This is a genomic window from Gracilibacillus kekensis (assembly GCF_900143085.1).
In the GTDB taxonomy this organism is placed as follows: Bacteria; Bacillota; Bacilli; order Bacillales; family Amphibacillaceae; genus Gracilibacillus; species Gracilibacillus kekensis.
Genome location: NZ_FRCZ01000001.1, coordinates 760,827 through 775,634 on the forward strand (window position 1 = coordinate 760,827; position 14,808 = coordinate 775,634).

The 14,808-nt window shown below is 36.1% G+C and carries 21 protein-coding genes and 1 pseudogene; 3 read left to right on the top strand and 19 right to left on the bottom strand.

Annotation, left to right across the window (positions count from 1 at the left end; all coding sequences use genetic code 11):
- Window positions 1-47 precede the first annotated feature (47 nt).
- Window positions 48-656 carry a YdhK family protein gene (locus BUC25_RS03520; RefSeq protein ID WP_073199701.1) on the top strand — a complete coding sequence of 203 codons (609 nt, stop codon included), beginning with the start codon at window positions 48-50 and terminating at the stop codon, window positions 654-656.
- A gap of 115 nt (window positions 657-771) precedes the next feature.
- On the opposite strand, the gene BUC25_RS03525 is transcribed toward BUC25_RS03520, so the two are convergent.
- The 10 genes and pseudogenes from BUC25_RS03525 to BUC25_RS19265 form a co-directional block, all read right to left on the bottom strand.
- Window positions 772-1,665, bottom strand: a complete 894-nt coding sequence (locus BUC25_RS03525; RefSeq protein WP_244535115.1) for a sensor histidine kinase — start codon at window positions 1,663-1,665, stop codon at window positions 772-774.
- A 168-nt stretch (window positions 1,666-1,833) separates the two neighbouring features.
- Window positions 1,834-2,514 (bottom strand): response regulator transcription factor, encoded by a 681-nt coding sequence (locus BUC25_RS03530; RefSeq protein WP_073199703.1) that lies wholly within the window; start codon window positions 2,512-2,514, stop codon window positions 1,834-1,836.
- Between the two features lie 14 nt (window positions 2,515-2,528).
- Complete coding sequence (locus BUC25_RS03535; RefSeq protein WP_073199705.1) at window positions 2,529-3,113, bottom strand: redoxin domain-containing protein; 585 nt, start codon at window positions 3,111-3,113, stop codon at window positions 2,529-2,531.
- Between the two features lie 14 nt (window positions 3,114-3,127).
- Window positions 3,128-3,871 (bottom strand): cytochrome c biogenesis CcdA family protein, encoded by a 744-nt coding sequence (locus tag BUC25_RS03540; RefSeq protein ID WP_073199707.1) that lies wholly within the window; start codon window positions 3,869-3,871, stop codon window positions 3,128-3,130.
- Between the two features lie 162 nt (window positions 3,872-4,033).
- The gene (locus BUC25_RS03545; RefSeq protein ID WP_073199709.1) at window positions 4,034-4,810 is read right to left on the bottom strand and encodes a sulfite exporter TauE/SafE family protein; all 777 of its coding nucleotides are present in this window, start codon (window positions 4,808-4,810) and stop codon (window positions 4,034-4,036) included.
- A gap of 96 nt (window positions 4,811-4,906) precedes the next feature.
- Complete coding sequence (locus tag BUC25_RS03550; RefSeq protein WP_073199711.1) at window positions 4,907-5,203, bottom strand: rhodanese-like domain-containing protein; 297 nt, start codon at window positions 5,201-5,203, stop codon at window positions 4,907-4,909.
- 52 nt (window positions 5,204-5,255) lie between these two features.
- On the bottom strand, window positions 5,256-5,618 hold the full coding sequence (locus BUC25_RS03555; RefSeq protein ID WP_073199713.1) for a rhodanese-like domain-containing protein: 363 nt from the start codon (window positions 5,616-5,618) through the stop codon (window positions 5,256-5,258).
- Window positions 5,619-5,648: 30 nt separating this feature from the next.
- Window positions 5,649-6,128, bottom strand: coding sequence for a DsrE/DsrF/DrsH-like family protein (locus tag BUC25_RS03560; protein WP_058308798.1), 480 nt, complete (start codon window positions 6,126-6,128; stop codon window positions 5,649-5,651).
- 196 nt (window positions 6,129-6,324) lie between these two features.
- Window positions 6,325-6,618, bottom strand: a pseudogene (locus BUC25_RS03565) (rhodanese-like domain-containing protein); the annotation flags it as partial.
- Window positions 6,619-6,635: 17 nt separating this feature from the next.
- Entirely contained in the window at window positions 6,636-6,773 is a 138-nt protein-coding gene (locus BUC25_RS19265) for a hypothetical protein (protein ID WP_170862613.1), read from the bottom strand.
- On the opposite strand from BUC25_RS19265, the gene BUC25_RS03570 reads away from it, so the two are divergent.
- Complete coding sequence (locus BUC25_RS03570; protein ID WP_244535138.1) at window positions 6,761-6,937, top strand: helix-turn-helix domain-containing protein; 177 nt, start codon at window positions 6,761-6,763, stop codon at window positions 6,935-6,937. The two genes, BUC25_RS19265 and BUC25_RS03570, sit on opposite strands and share 13 nt — an antisense overlap.
- Before the next feature lie 322 nt (window positions 6,938-7,259).
- Here the strand turns inward: BUC25_RS03570 and BUC25_RS03575 are convergent, their stop codons facing one another.
- Window positions 7,260-7,739 carry a hypothetical protein gene (locus BUC25_RS03575; RefSeq protein ID WP_073199717.1) on the bottom strand — a complete coding sequence of 160 codons (480 nt, stop codon included), beginning with the start codon at window positions 7,737-7,739 and terminating at the stop codon, window positions 7,260-7,262.
- 12 nt (window positions 7,740-7,751) lie between these two features.
- Window positions 7,752-9,326 carry an RHS repeat-associated core domain-containing protein gene (locus BUC25_RS03580; RefSeq protein ID WP_170862633.1) on the bottom strand — a complete coding sequence of 525 codons (1,575 nt, stop codon included), beginning with the start codon at window positions 9,324-9,326 and terminating at the stop codon, window positions 7,752-7,754.
- Window positions 9,327-9,441: 115 nt separating this feature from the next.
- Between BUC25_RS03580 and BUC25_RS03585 the strand changes: the two genes are divergently transcribed.
- Window positions 9,442-9,642 (top strand): helix-turn-helix domain-containing protein, encoded by a 201-nt coding sequence (locus BUC25_RS03585; RefSeq protein ID WP_073199721.1) that lies wholly within the window; start codon window positions 9,442-9,444, stop codon window positions 9,640-9,642.
- 363 nt (window positions 9,643-10,005) lie between these two features.
- On the opposite strand, the gene BUC25_RS03590 is transcribed toward BUC25_RS03585, so the two are convergent.
- The 7 genes from BUC25_RS03590 to BUC25_RS03620 form a co-directional block, all read right to left on the bottom strand.
- Window positions 10,006-10,431 (bottom strand): hypothetical protein, encoded by a 426-nt coding sequence (locus tag BUC25_RS03590; RefSeq protein WP_084543344.1) that lies wholly within the window; start codon window positions 10,429-10,431, stop codon window positions 10,006-10,008.
- Between the two features lie 20 nt (window positions 10,432-10,451).
- Window positions 10,452-11,018, bottom strand: coding sequence for a hypothetical protein (locus BUC25_RS03595; RefSeq protein ID WP_073199723.1), 567 nt, complete (start codon window positions 11,016-11,018; stop codon window positions 10,452-10,454).
- A 102-nt stretch (window positions 11,019-11,120) separates the two neighbouring features.
- Window positions 11,121-11,642: a hypothetical protein gene (locus tag BUC25_RS03600; RefSeq protein WP_073199725.1), complete on the bottom strand. Its 522-nt coding sequence runs from the start codon at window positions 11,640-11,642 to the stop codon at window positions 11,121-11,123.
- 12 nt (window positions 11,643-11,654) lie between these two features.
- A complete protein-coding gene (locus BUC25_RS03605; protein ID WP_073199727.1) occupies window positions 11,655-12,125 on the bottom strand; it encodes a hypothetical protein in 471 nt (156 codons plus the stop codon).
- A 470-nt stretch (window positions 12,126-12,595) separates the two neighbouring features.
- The gene (locus BUC25_RS03610; RefSeq protein WP_073199729.1) at window positions 12,596-13,078 is read right to left on the bottom strand and encodes an ankyrin repeat domain-containing protein; all 483 of its coding nucleotides are present in this window, start codon (window positions 13,076-13,078) and stop codon (window positions 12,596-12,598) included.
- Between the two features lie 20 nt (window positions 13,079-13,098).
- On the bottom strand, window positions 13,099-13,329 hold the full coding sequence (locus BUC25_RS03615; RefSeq protein WP_244535116.1) for an HNH/ENDO VII family nuclease: 231 nt from the start codon (window positions 13,327-13,329) through the stop codon (window positions 13,099-13,101).
- A 151-nt stretch (window positions 13,330-13,480) separates the two neighbouring features.
- Window positions 13,481-14,716 carry an IS110 family RNA-guided transposase gene (locus BUC25_RS03620; RefSeq protein WP_073199731.1) on the bottom strand — a complete coding sequence of 412 codons (1,236 nt, stop codon included), beginning with the start codon at window positions 14,714-14,716 and terminating at the stop codon, window positions 13,481-13,483.
- Between the last annotated feature and the right edge of the window lie 92 nt (window positions 14,717-14,808).

Here is a 14,808-nt window from a genome sequence, read left to right on the forward strand (position 1 = left end):
GTTAGATAATAAATAGTATCAATAAATGACGAAATGGAGGAATTAAAATGACTAAAATCAAAATCTTACTTACATTACTGTTAACTATCTTCGTATTAGCGGCTTGTAATACAACTGAGGAGACAAATCCAGAGAGTACTACAGAACCAAATTCTTCTACAGAAGAGGAAAACGATTCTGATTCCGATGAAGAAAAGGATGGAATGGATCACTCTGACATGAATATGTCCGGGTCTGGTGAAGTTCCAGAAGATCTACAGAAAGCTTCCAATCCAACTTATCCAGAGGGTAGTCAAGCTATTATTAATGCAGATCATATGAAAGGTATGAATGGTGCTGAAGCGACCATTGTTGGCGCGTATGATACAACTGTTTATGCCATTTCGTATACTCCTACCAACGGTGGTGAAAAAGTAACCGATCATAAATGGGTCATTCATGAAGAGTTAGAAAATCCAGGTAAAGAATCTTTAGTAACAGGAGAAGAAGCAACGGTAACCGCTGACCATATGAAAGGAATGAAAGGAGCCACGGCTGAAATTGACTCTGCAACAGAAACAACTGTATATATGGTAGATTTTGAATTAACGACCTCTGGAGAGAAGGTTACTAATCACAAATGGGTTACAGAAGATGAACTTGAACCTACTAAATGATCTTCAACAACTCTATGTAAATAATTTATAATAATCCATTCATAAGGCACACCATAGTCATAAATTCTGGTGTGCCACTATTATTTAGACAGTGTGGAAATAGGTAAGGTAATTTTTAAAGAGGAATCGTAAACCAAAAAGTATGAATCTTACCATTAGAAGTCATGCCGATTTCTCCTTTATGTCTTTCCACGATTTCTTTTGAAATAGCTAAACCAAGACCACTTCCTCCTAATTCACGACTTCTGGAATGGTCCACTCGATAAAATCTATCAAAAATATCTTCTTGCTCTGTTAGTGGTATCTGTTGTCCTTCGCCAGTGATTGATATTTTATATACTTTTTCAAGGCATTCACCTTTAATAATAAGCGGATCATTTCCCTGATAATATCGAATCGAATTATCTACTAAGTTGCTTATCACTTGGGTAATACCTTGAGTATTGACACTAATATTTTGATTATCTATTTTCATTTCATACGGAATTGCTTTTTTATCTAGTAACCATCGAAACATTTCGATTGATTGTTCCATCAATGCTTTTATATTTATATATTCTTTGTCTGATAAGGGAAGGGTTGATTCGATATCCCATTCTTTTAATTGTTCCATTTGGGCAACTAATTTTGTTATTCGCTTCGATTCTTCTAAAAGCGATTGATACAGTTTTGGATCCCCTTCTATCACACCGTTTTTTAAAGCTGAAAGGTAACCATTTAAATTAGATAAAGGGGTACGAAATTCATGAGATAAATCAGATACGAGCCTTTGTCGTTGCTGTTGATTTATTTTTAGCTGGTGTGTCAATTGATTAAAATGAGTAATTAATTCTCCCATTTCATCGTTTGTATGAACTTCAATCGGATTAGGATAAGAGCCTTCCTTTACTTTTCGTGTTGATTCAATTAATTCTTTCAATGGACTGATTAATTTTCGGTTTAAGTAAAACTGAAGGGTGCTGCCAATTGCAACAGCAAATAAACTAAAAAGTAATAAATAATCAAACAATGTAGATCTAAACTGATTTTATATTTGTTCTTGCATCGGCATATCTTCGACTAAATAACAGGCCGTATTGTAGAGTGCCCAACTTGTAACTAAAATAAAAGTGGTGACAAGAATGATGTTTAATAGTGTGAGCTTTAAAATAAACTTTTTGGTAACCAGTTTCTTCGTTTACTGTACAAATTTGTACCCCATTCCTCTAACAGTCTGAATTCGTAAGGGAGTAGCAGGATTATCTTCTATTTTTTCTCTAAGTTTTTTAATATGGGCATCAATTGTTCGATCTAAGATAGTTTTATCTGTATTGGGATAAAGTTGATCAATCAACTGTTCTCTTGATAAAACAATATTTGGATTCTCCATCAAGTAATATAACAGATTAAATTCATACTTAGTTAAATGAACTTGATTATCGTAGAGGATTACTTCTCCTTTTCTTGGTTTGATACAAAGACCATCAAAAGTTAGCTTTTGACAAAAATGCCCTGGTCTCCGCAGAACTGCTTCCACATGTGCAACAAGTTCATCTCCATCAAATGGTTTTGTTAAATAATCGTCCGCTCCTAGCTTTAAGCCGTTTATTTTATCTACCGTACGTACTTTTGCCGACAACATAATGATGGAAACTTCATTTCGCTCTTGTTCACGTACCCACATACAAAATTCTTCTCCGCTCAATTTTGGTAACATTAAATCAAGAATGATTAGACATGGATGATAAGTTAGGAATGCCTCTTTCGCAGCTTCTCCATCTTCCGCCTCTTTCACCTCGTAACCGGCCTTCGTTAAGTAGACCGATATAAGTTCTCGGATCATTTTATCATCTTCCACGATTAAAATGGTTTGCTTCATTGAATCACCTATTCTTATTGCATTTTTTCAAATTCAGACACCTTCATTTCATAGTTTAAGGGACCATAGGCTTTGTAGCGAATGATTCCCATAGAATCTATCATATAAGAAGAAGGAATAGGACGGATTTGGTATGTTGTTGCTGCTTGGTTACCTTCGTCTAATAAAATGGAAAAGGACAAACCAAATTCCTCTACAAAATCATGCACATCTTCAATGCTTGCCTCTGTTTCAGCTAAATTAACAGCTAAGATCTCAACATCTTTGTTTTGAAAGAACTTTTCCATGTCCGGCATTTCCGCACGACATGGTGGACACCATGTTGCCCAAAAATTAAGCATTACTCTTTGTCCTCTGTAATCAGACAATTTTGAGTTTTCCCCATTTAAGGTCTGTAGTTGAAAATCCGGAGCTTCATCTCCTACTTCAAGACCTTCTTGTATATCCGATGATGTATCTTTTTTAGATGTATCTTCCTTTTTTTTACTTACTATTATTTCTTCCTCAGTTGCTTGATTGCTTTCCTCACTTTTTGTTAAATCGAATATAGCATAACCAAACATTAACAAAAGCACAACCGTAATAATAATTTTCTTCATTTACTATTACCTCCTTAACCTAAATTAGCGAACCAACTATCCTGCACCAGTTTTAATAAGAAGTTGGAAATGCTGGCTAATTGACCAGTGAAAAGTACAATTCCCATAGCAATCATGACCGCCCCACCGACTTTCATTATTTTCTGGCTATAGCGAACAAGCCATTTTGTTGAGCCAATGAAGAAGGTCAATACAAGAAATGGTATGGCAAAACCAATCACATACATGATGGTATAGATAGCTCCTTGTGTCGGATTACTTCCAGCAATCACTAGAATAGATGCAAAGATAGGTCCAATACATGGAGTCCAGCCAGCTGCAAATCCCATTCCTACAAATATAGAACCTAAATACCCCACAGGCTTTTTGTTAAAGTGAAATCTTTTCTCTTTCATTAATCCTTTCCACTCAAGCCAACCTGCAACGAACAAACCCATAATGATAACGAAAATACTCGCAATTCGTTGAAGGAAAATACCAGATTGACCTGATAACAATCCTTGAACCCATTGGCCAAGCATTGATACACCTACACCTAAACCAATGAAAATCATAGACACACCCAGCAAAAATAAAATGGCATGGGTCAATAATTTTCTTCGTACCTTTATCTCTTGTGGTCCTCGTATTTCTTTAACTGTCATTCCAGTAATATAGGATAAGTACGCTGGAAAAATAGGGAGGGTACAAGGTGAAAGAAAAGAAAGAATTCCTGCGCCCAAAGCAAGCCATATTGTTATATCAACTGCTGCAATCATTGTTCAACCCTCTTTCTGAAATAATTATTTGCTGATTCATTGGTTTAAAAAATTCAACTTAACCTTCCTTAACAGAATACAAAAGTAATGTTAAAGTTTGATGAAAGTAAATAAAAAACGATAAAGGTATGTGACCTTTATCGTTTTTCGAGTATAGACAACTTAAAATATATCAATCCATATCTTAATGGCAGTTCCGGCTATTAGCACAGCTAGTATAACTTGTAATAGTTTGGTGTTCACTTTCTTACCAGCATTTGCACCTAATGGGGAGGCAATTAAACTAGCTAGAATCATGATTGCAGCTGGAAAATACTCAACTTGACCTGTTGTAACTTTTCCAATCGTTGCTCCAATTGAGGATATAAAGGTTATTGCTAAAGATGAAGCTATCGTCATACGTGTAGGAATTTTTAAAACGACAAGCATAATCGGAACTAATAAAAACGCACCAGCTGCTCCAACAATTCCTGCTCCAACGCCGACAATTAAAGCTAAAGATGCTGCCAACGTTTTGTTAAACTTCACCTGATCTAACGGAATATCATCAATTCCCTTTTTTGGAACAAACATCATAACAGCAGCTATTAATGCAAGAATCCCGTAGGTTAGATTTATTCCACCCTCTGATAATAATTTAGATCCAAAACCACCAATAAAACTACCGATAAGAATACTGATACCCATATAGATAATCAGCGATTTATTTAAATAACCACCTTTTCGATAGGCCCATACACCACCAATTGTTGCAAATAAAACTTGAACAGCACTTATTCCCGAGACCTCATGTGCTGTAAATGCGGCTAATCCGAATAATGGTGGGATATATAAAAGCATTGGATATTTGATAATCGATCCGCCAATACCAAGCATTCCCGAGATAAACGAGCCAACAAAACCAATCAAAAATATAATAATAATAAAACCAATATCCATCTATTTCCCTCCCTTTTTAGTTTTTCTTATTTCAACATTTTAATGCTTCATTTTATTCACTTTTTACCGATAGGGGTATTTTAACGAACAAAAAAATTATTCAACTTCGCCTTCCCACGACAACATACCGCCAGTCATATTCGTGACGTTAAAGCCTTGGCTTTCTAAATATTTTGTTGCTTGGCCACTTCTGCCTCCAGAACGGCAAACCATAATGTATTCTTCTGATTTATTTAATTCCTGCTTACGAAATTCAAGTAAGCCTAGTGGGATGTTTACTGCTCCTTTTATTTTCCCAGTTGCTACTTCATCAACCTCGCGAACATCGATAATATTCAACTCGTTATTTGCTTCAATTAAATTCTGTAGTTCTTTTGTTGATATCTCTTTCATATTTATCCAACTCCTCTTTAATATTTCATTGTAAATAACTCCGTTACCCTGTTTATCTCCAGGCACTCATACCACCTTTAACGTTTGTGACATTGGTGAAGCCTAGTTTTTTTAGAATCTTAGAAGCTTTTTGACTTCGCATTCCATTTTGACAAATGACCACTATCTCTTTATCTGTTGAAAGTTGGTCTGTGGCACTTTTCGCAATCGTATGAAGTGGTATGTTTTTAAAGCATTTTATCTTATTCCTTTGAAATTCAGCTGGAGTTCTGACGTCTACAAATTGCTTATTTTTGACTTTTAGTTCTGTTTTTAGTTCAGCTGTCGAGATATTTTTGATCCCTTTAACTGGCATAAAACGTTTTACGATCAAGAAAATTACTAAAGCATATAAAATATAGTTTACGTATTCCATTTTATCGTCCCCCAACTAATCGTTCATTATTTAGATAAACAAGTTAACATTACCATCTTCTGCATCACCAAGGTATGCTGCAACACCTGCATAATCGATATCGTTTAATAATTCTTCTTTTTGCAGCCCTAATAAATCCATCGTCATTGTGCAAGCTACTAGTTTTACATCTTGTTCTTGTGCCATTTCAATTAAATTCGGTAACGGAATTGCGTTATGTTTTTTCATAACATCTTTGATCATTTTAGGACCAAATCCTGCATAATTCATTTTTGATAAGCCCATTTTATTTGCGCCTCTCGGCATCATTTTTCCAAACATTTTTTCCATAAAACCTTTTTTCACTTGGATATTTTCATCTTTTCGTAACGCATTTAATCCCCAAAATGTATGGAAAATCGTTACTTCATGATCATAAGCAGCTGCACCATTTGCAATTATATATGCTGCCATCGCTTTATCGTAATCACCACTAAATAATACTATTGTTGTTTTTTTCTTCTCTGACATATTAATCCTCCTATGTTTTTACCCGTACAGGTATTATTATTAATAAAAAGCGGGTCCTACCCCTCTTTTGCCTTTCCTTTGAAATAAATATTTCGATCTCACACACTCTATATTATACCCTGCCGGGTATATTGTCAACTGTAAATTATGTTTCAAAAAACAAGCCCTCTTTTTAATGAAAAGGAGAGCTTGTTTTTTATGGTTGAAAAACTGCTGAATATGTTTTCCAGCCACCGTCAATATTCTTCACTTTGTATCCATTCGCAGTTAGAATTCGAGTTGCAAGATATCCACGTAAACCGACTTGACATGTTACATAAACCGTTTTTTCTTTTGGAATTTCATCCAAGCGATCTCGAATAACTGCTAATGGTATATTTATCGATCCTTTAATGAATCCCGATTCTCTTTCGATTGGATCACGTACATCGATTAGTAGTCCGCCTTCTTCTACAATCGAATCAATTTCATGCCACTGAACGGATTCTATTGACCTGGGTGCTCATCTCACTTTGGTCCTTTGTCCTTGCCTGGATTTTTATTAGACTTATTTCCTTTTCCTTGTCCAGGGTATGCTTTTTTCTCTAAACCGATTCTTTTGCCTGGATGCTGGTTTCCTAATGAATCATCTAATGATTGCCACATACCACTTTATCGGGTTACTGTACGGTCTAAAGCATCATAGCCATCCGAATACAATCAATCATCTATGTTCAAACAACGTAGACAGAATATATCTATCATCAACATTAGAAATGGTATGCAAAGTGGTGGACATCGACATTCAGGAGTTAATCGAGGTGGAGTAGCCTCTTGCTCTAGTAATCGTTCTATGTACGTCAAAGTTGCAAAAAAATTTGAAAGGCAGGGAGAAAGCGAAGGTATTTTATTTGAGAATAGAAATGGTGGTAACTGATGATTTTATGAGTAATTTCATGAGGTAAAATACATTAAATAGGTCATACGTTTCAAAGGTATTGTACGTCTATATAGTTTGTAAAAACATCTTATAGGGCTTACGATGATCACCCTTATTCTCTTAATAAAAATCGGTTTACTCTGCACTAGGTAGCCCCACCAAAAAAAGAAACCTTGAAAGGCAATTAGCCAATCAAGGTTTTTTGGTATTGATTAATCAAGAAGAAATTCGGAGAATTCATTTTCTAATTTACTATTCATCTTACTATCTTTGGTTAGGATGAAAAACATGTCACCATCTAAAATTCTTATTTCTAAATACGATAAGGAATGTTGTATGGTATTAACTTCTTTAACTTCCACCTTTGGACGAAAGTTATAATCATAGGGGGAATTATTGAAAAAGCAAACAAATACCCCTCTCCTAATTGTTTGAGTATCGTCCAGAACTTCACAAAGAGTTGTTCCCTCTAAAAATACTATTTTTTCACTTTCAACTTTCTCCCCGAAATTCCATGCAATTTCTTGATTTTTATGGGTGCCAGAACCTGGATAGTCTCCTGAAAATCTTGGAATAATATCTAAATCTCCTACCCCCCAATATATATTGTTTTGTTCTTTTGATATAACATTAATTAATCCCTTGATAAAATTGCTGTTGTTATTACCATCAGAATATTGAAATTTAATCATAATTACACCTCTTTACTTGAACGGTATGTTAGTATCCATACGGTGGTCAATCTTGTATCCACCTATTGGATATCTTTCATTCCATTGAACTTCATGCCAATGTGGAACACTATGGTTTGAAGGATACCCATGGTCTGTAAAGTCAACCCAACCTTTTTCTCTACCATAACCATCATAATACTTAGTTTGTTTAAGGTTACCTAATTCATCATACTTGTTGAGACTCTTAGTTCCTGGTTCAACAAACTTAGGAAGATTTTTTCCATATGCCTCATCTGGTAAGAAAGGTTCCTTAGCAAAATCATCAACTTTATCCTTACCCTTAGAGCTTAAATTAACGCCAACATTATCCCCTGCTATTGGACCTTGACGATTTATAGGTCGGACAGAAGAAGTTTGATTCGGAATGCTCCTTGTGGTCTTACTGATATCCGCTACTTTCGATCCGTACTTTATCCCGTTTCCAACGTAGCCTACAACAGGAACGGCTGCTAATGCGGATAACCCTGCATTTTTATAGTCTCCCTCTACCGCATAGTATAAGGCATTCGCTGAGTCCGCAATAATACCGATTCCCGGAACCAGTCCTGCTGCATCTAGTGATCCATGGATAATGTCACTGACCTGGACTTTTTGTACCTTTTCTTTCACCCATGACGTCATTTTACCAAACAGAGAGGGAGATGAATCCTTGGTATTCTTCGATGGTATAGATGGTTGCGAAGCGGTTGGGATGGCGTGATGACCATAACCCTCTCGTATAGAACCAACAACATCCTGTGTCTGCATTGCGCCTGGCTTGGTCACTTCTCGCATGTAACTCTTATGCGAAGTAGTAGTCTCCGTGAACAAGGTCCTGCGTTCGCCCGGTACCGTACCACTTTCCGCTAAGATTTTCTCGAAATTAGCCTCCATCATGTCTTCTGCTGTGATGATGGTTTCATAACCGTTGCGAGTCGTTCGATGGTATTCATGATTTTCAAAGGCTTCATCATTATCCAGTATACCGTCTGGTGTTTCGGTCCATAGGTACTCGGCTTCATAATACCATGAATCCGATATCACTTCATCCCAGGTAATTCTTTTTTCTTTACTAGTCGTTACTTCTTGATAATTTTCCGTATTCTTATTTGATACGTAGTCTTGCAATCGATATTCCCATACTTGTGTATATCGATTTAAGAATCTTTCTTCTCTAAAACTAGATGTACCATCCAATACTTCTTGCGGAATATCGCCATCATGCGAAATGGTCTCTGCTGTTCTTCCCGTCGGATCCCAATACTTCATCGGATTGTTCATCACATACGCATAACGATGTTGAGATAAAGGCTGGTCCACCGTACCTTGATACGTATCCTCTTGGAGAAATCGAACAACAGATGCATCATAAAAGCGTGCTTGCATATCGATAAGACCGGCATCCTGGTCGAATTGATGTCCGGTATAACTACTGAGATTATACGGAGCAGTAATTCCGGACATGATACCACCGAAGGCATCATAGCGGTAGCGCTCAATGACGTCTCCATGACGATCCGTTAATTCGCTCACCGTGGACATGCCACCATATTGATGGTACATCATACCACCTGTGGTCTTCATGCTTGGATCATGGCTTTAACGATACATCCAACCCCTTTACCGATACAATTTTATTGTGTATCGTAAAAGTAACAATGAAAAGAGGAAGGGAACTATCATGCCAATATCAATCAAACTAAAGCAAATTCTTAAAGAACGTGACCTTTCACAACGTGAATTGGCACGAATGACAGGGCTACGACCAAATACAATAAGCCATTTGTGTTCAGACAACGTGGACAGAGTTTATTTATCGACATTAGAAACGGTATGCAAAGCGTTAGACATCGACATTCAGGAGTTAATCGAGGTGGAGTAGTCCTCTCGTCATAGTCATCGTTCTATGTACGTAAAAGCTGCGAAAAAATTTAAAAGGCAGGGAGAAAGCGAAGGTAGCCTGTTGGAGAATAGAAATGATGGTAACTGATGATTTTGTAATTACTTTCAGAAGGTACATTACATTAAATGGGGCATACTATTTACAGTTGTTGTACGCACTATATTATTCGATAAAACATCATATAGGGCTTACGAGCGTTATGTCTATATTTTAAGTAACAAGCGTTTTATTCGGCACTCCCCCCAAAAGTACATAAGGGGTTAGTAAGCCATTTGCTTAAAGTTAAAGTTAATAATAAACATATAAAAAAGACAGCAGGTTAAAACCTACTGTCCTCCACTATTATTCGTAATAGCCCTCTCTAAAAACAATTACACTTTCAACAAGACTATCTTCAGAGTCCTCAAGTTCAGGAACAAAAAGTCCAATACCTAGTTTGAAAGATAATAAGCCTGTTTCATCCAATTCAACATCACTATCTTGTGAAATAATAGTTGACTTCAGTTCTCTAAAGGGTCTTCCAATCATGTGTTTATGTGAAAATTCAGGGTCTGCTGGTAGTGCCATTTCAATTGCTTCACACGTATCGTTACTATCGTAATATATGTGTATTCCATAGTCATTAAATGCATCTGTAAAAGTATCTGACATAGGCGTTTTTTTAAATTCTACTACATTTCCTCCTAAAACATTTCTAACCTCATCTCTTGTCATACCAAAACTTATTGGACCTACTCCCTTATTAGGAGTTATTATAAGTTCATTCAATTTTTTACACCATCCCTAGATTATTTTGTTCTTTTAGTATATTCTAACATTTGTCTGATACCTTCATTATATTTATTCCCAAACTTATTTCTTAAATCAATAATGTCCATATTTTGAGCCTCATTAAATTTCCCTTGTTCTATTAAAGATTTTTGCTGTGCTCTATATGCTCTTGCTTCTCTTGAGTTACCCCAACTTGCTGTTTGTCTATGGTCAATGGTTTCCATTCTAACACCAGGACCATTACCTCTACTTAACGGACTAACAGAATTAGCTGGCATATGATGGACTTCTCCACCATTACTTGGAACATCCTTATATGCACCTCCTGAAGGTACATCTTTACCCTTACTCCTTGTGGTCTTACTGATATCCGCTACTTTCGATCCGTACTTTATCCCGTTGCCAACGTATCCTACAACAGGAACAGCTGCTAAAGCGGATAACCCTGCATTTTTATAATCTCCCTCTACCGCATAATATAAGGCATTCGCAGAGTCCGCAATAATACCGATTCCCGGAACTAGTCCTACTGCATCTAGTGATCCATGGATAATGTCACTATAGGGCTTACAGGGGTTACTCACATCCTCTGTATAAGAAATGAACTATTCGTTACTGTGTAGCCCCACCCCACAAAAAAAGAAACCTTGAGAGGCATTTTAGCCAATCAAGGTTTTTAAATACATTTATAACTTTTTTATAATTCTTAAAGACTTAAAAGAACTTTCATCATTTACCTTTGATACATAAATCTGTGGACTCTCCACGTTTAACATATCAAAAACTTCTCCACTCATAAAATCAATATATTTTTTTAATTCTTGTACTAGATTTTCCATATGACTACTATCTATAGAGTCCTTAAGAAATGTTGCAATAATATAACCATGATTTCCTTCAACTTTTCTTCCTATATATGCTTGATAATCAAAAGCTGCTATTTCAAAGTCTGAAGGCAAAGTGTAAAGAGATAGTGAAGTAAGACTTTCGTTATTTTTTAATGAATTTATCAACTTTTTTTCTGTTCGTTTTAATTTAGTTACCTTTCCCGAAGTGAATGAGTCCCCTACTACCCCTAGATAGTTTGCTTCTAACCCAAATTCAGTCAGCATACTTTTAGTTGCTCTATAAAATTCTAGCCATTCATTCAAGCCATCTTTTTTAATTGTTCCGTATAAAACAACCGTTCTAGTCATAAATTCTGACATTAAATCACCTACTTATTTAATTCTTAGAATATTGATATTACCTGCTCTATCTCCCAATAATCGCTGAGTATCTTGCATTCGGTTTATTAAAGCATTAACATCGTCTGTTTTACTTGGCACTTCATATTGGTCTATTTTACCATCTTTCCTTACAGCCATAATATCAGGTCGTCTATTAGGTTTTACCCCTGGTATCTCATTTGAAATACCTTTATTTAAATAAACTTTAGATATATTATCACTCTTTGCTAATTCATTTGCTTTATCCACCATTGTTTCCCAATGTCCAGCAGTTTTATTTATATGTGGCTTACTTGGATAAACAACTTTAGAATTATCTATACCCTTACTCCTTGTGCTCTTACTGATATCCGCTACTTTCGATCCGTATTTTATCCCGTTACCCACGTAGCCTACAACAGGAACAGCTGCTAATGCGGATAACCCTGCATTTTTATAATCTCCCTCTACCGCATAATACAAGGCATTCGCAGAGTCCGCAATAATACCGATTCCCGGAACCAGTCCTGCTGCATCTAGTGTACCATGAATAATGTCACTGATCCGGGTGCTAGGATTACACTAATTGTAGCTTTTTAAACGAATAGCGCGTATTATACGATCGTCTCTAGTAAAAATACAACTTAAAATTAATAAGCCAAAGCAACAACAGAACACACTTTCACGTTACCCTATTGTTTATCGCCACGAGCTTTGTCATTCTCGTTAGTTTGTTACCAATTCCATGCCATAGCTACCCCTCCATGTAAATTGTCATCTCGCACCTTTCTCGATCTTATTCCGTTCCTCCAAGTATTAAAACGATACTCCTTGATGGTACAACCCCGTCATGACTTATTGATTCAAAAGTCATATTGTTTTTCACCATAAAGTTCTTATAGTAAAAAAACCTTGAAAGGCATTTAGCCAATCAAGGTAAAGTAAACTATTTTTTATTTCCCTTTCAATATATTTATTAACCGCTCATTACCTACTTGCTTTGCAAAATCTAAAGGTGACCTTCCAGCATTATTTTCATTTGAAATATCTGATTGATAATTCATAAGTAACTCGACCATTTCATAATTTTTACCTTTGCAATTAAATACAGCAGTCCACAATGCATTATTACCATATTTGTCTTTTATGTTTATATCTATATCTCTTTGTAACAGCTCTTTTGCAACTTTTAAATCTTGATTTACACAAATAAGATGTAATGCTGTTTGACCATCAACGTTTGTCATATTAATATCAATCCCTTTGTCCAAAAGAAAAGAAGCAATCTCAAAATTATTTCCTGAAATTGCGTAATGCAACAATCCAGAACCATTACTACTTTTTTTATTCACTAACTTAATATCAAAACTGTCCTTAAATTTTTCTAGGTCACCAAATTTAGCTAAAGTAAAAATATCTGCATTCTCTGTTGGCATATTATTCAACTCCCACTTTATTATTCATATTTATGACTTCTGTTTGCAGAGGGACTTTCTGGTCTATAATTTTTAGGATTTCTATACCAATCTAGAAACTCCTGTTTCGTTATTTCATCATTTAAATACTTTTTATGCCATTCACTATATTTGTTTTCAGGCGTATGTCCCATATCCCATTGTCCAGCTCTTGATTTACTATTATCCCATAACAACTCTTCCCCTGTGTTTGGATCGTATACTTTTCCCATCTATATCTTTAGCATCTTCCCAAACTTTGTCAGCCTGACCATCTTCATATTTGGGTCTGTTTTTAGGGTTGGAGTATGGCTTAGATTTTACCGTACCCTATGTTGTAATCTTAAAAGCTAAAAATAAAAAAGTCATCCATTTAAAACCTTATTAAACTACTTCTTTTTCTTGCACTATCGGTAATTTATAGGCTGTTTTATGCTTCATCATGCCATAAATAAGGTTTACAAGCCTTCTCATAATGCACACCAATGCTTGCCCTTTTGTTTTGCCTTCTTTCAGTTTTCGTTGGTAGTAAGCATGGAATACTGCGTTCCTTGGCAGTTTACTCCCTTTTGCCACTTGTACTTGTTGTACTGCCAAGTTGTAAAATAAAGCGTGTAGCGCCCGATTGCCCTGTTTGCTTTTTTGTTCCTTACCTTTCCCACCAGAGCCAAAATAAACAGGCGCAATCCCCGCGAATCGTGCTAATTTGTTGGCATTCGGAAAACGTCTAACGTCACCTATTTCCGCAATTAAAGCGGAAGCTGTCACAAGGTCAATACCTGGCATGGAGTCTAGTTGAAAGTCTAGTAAACTCATTAACTCTTTTAATTCTCTTTCCACATAGTTCATTTCCTTCTTTTTAAACGCAATGTCTCGAACGATGCTTCTTACTAGAAAGTCTCGCGTTTCTTGATGTTCTTTTGCTGTATGTCCATCTTCTTTCACTAGCCTCAATATGTCATTAGCCTTTTTTACCGAACAAGTATTGTTGCTCACTTCTAATAAAAAAGTGGTCAACTGTTGTACACTCACACCTTCTAAGCAAGATGGTGAAGGGTACCTTTCCCAAAATGCTAGTGCTGTTTTTCCATCCACTTCTGAGAAAAACTTTTTATAGCTTGGGTAATGGTGGCTCAATTGAATATGCAGTTGGTTCTTCAAAGCACCTTGTGCCTTTACTAATGCATTTCTTCTAGTAACCAATTGTTGTATCGACCAATATAAATCATGTGGTTTTGCATCCGGCAAGTGATTGAGTTTGTTAAACAATATTCGTGCCACACATTCCGCATCCCAGCTATCACTTTTTTGTACGGTTACATGACTTTTTCGTTCAGCATAAGAAAGAGCTGGGTTAACCTCTTTTACAACTTGTCCATGGTCCGTTAGATATTGTGCCAGTGCTCGACCGTAACCACCCACATCTTCTAAACCAAATACGGGTGTCAATCCATCATCTATAAGTTTATCAATGTCCAGTAAAAACGTGGAGAAGGCAGACGATTTATTTTCAAACTTTATTTCCCCTAGCTTCTCTTGCCAACAATTAATAATCACTGCCACATGGTGCTGTTTATGCAAGTCAACACCTACATACAAGTATTTCTGTTTTTCATGCATTTTCTCATCCCCTATTCAATTAAATGAAAATGCCGGCAACCTTAGTTCGAGCGTTCACCATCCGGTGCGCATTGGTACGAAAGCCTATCCAT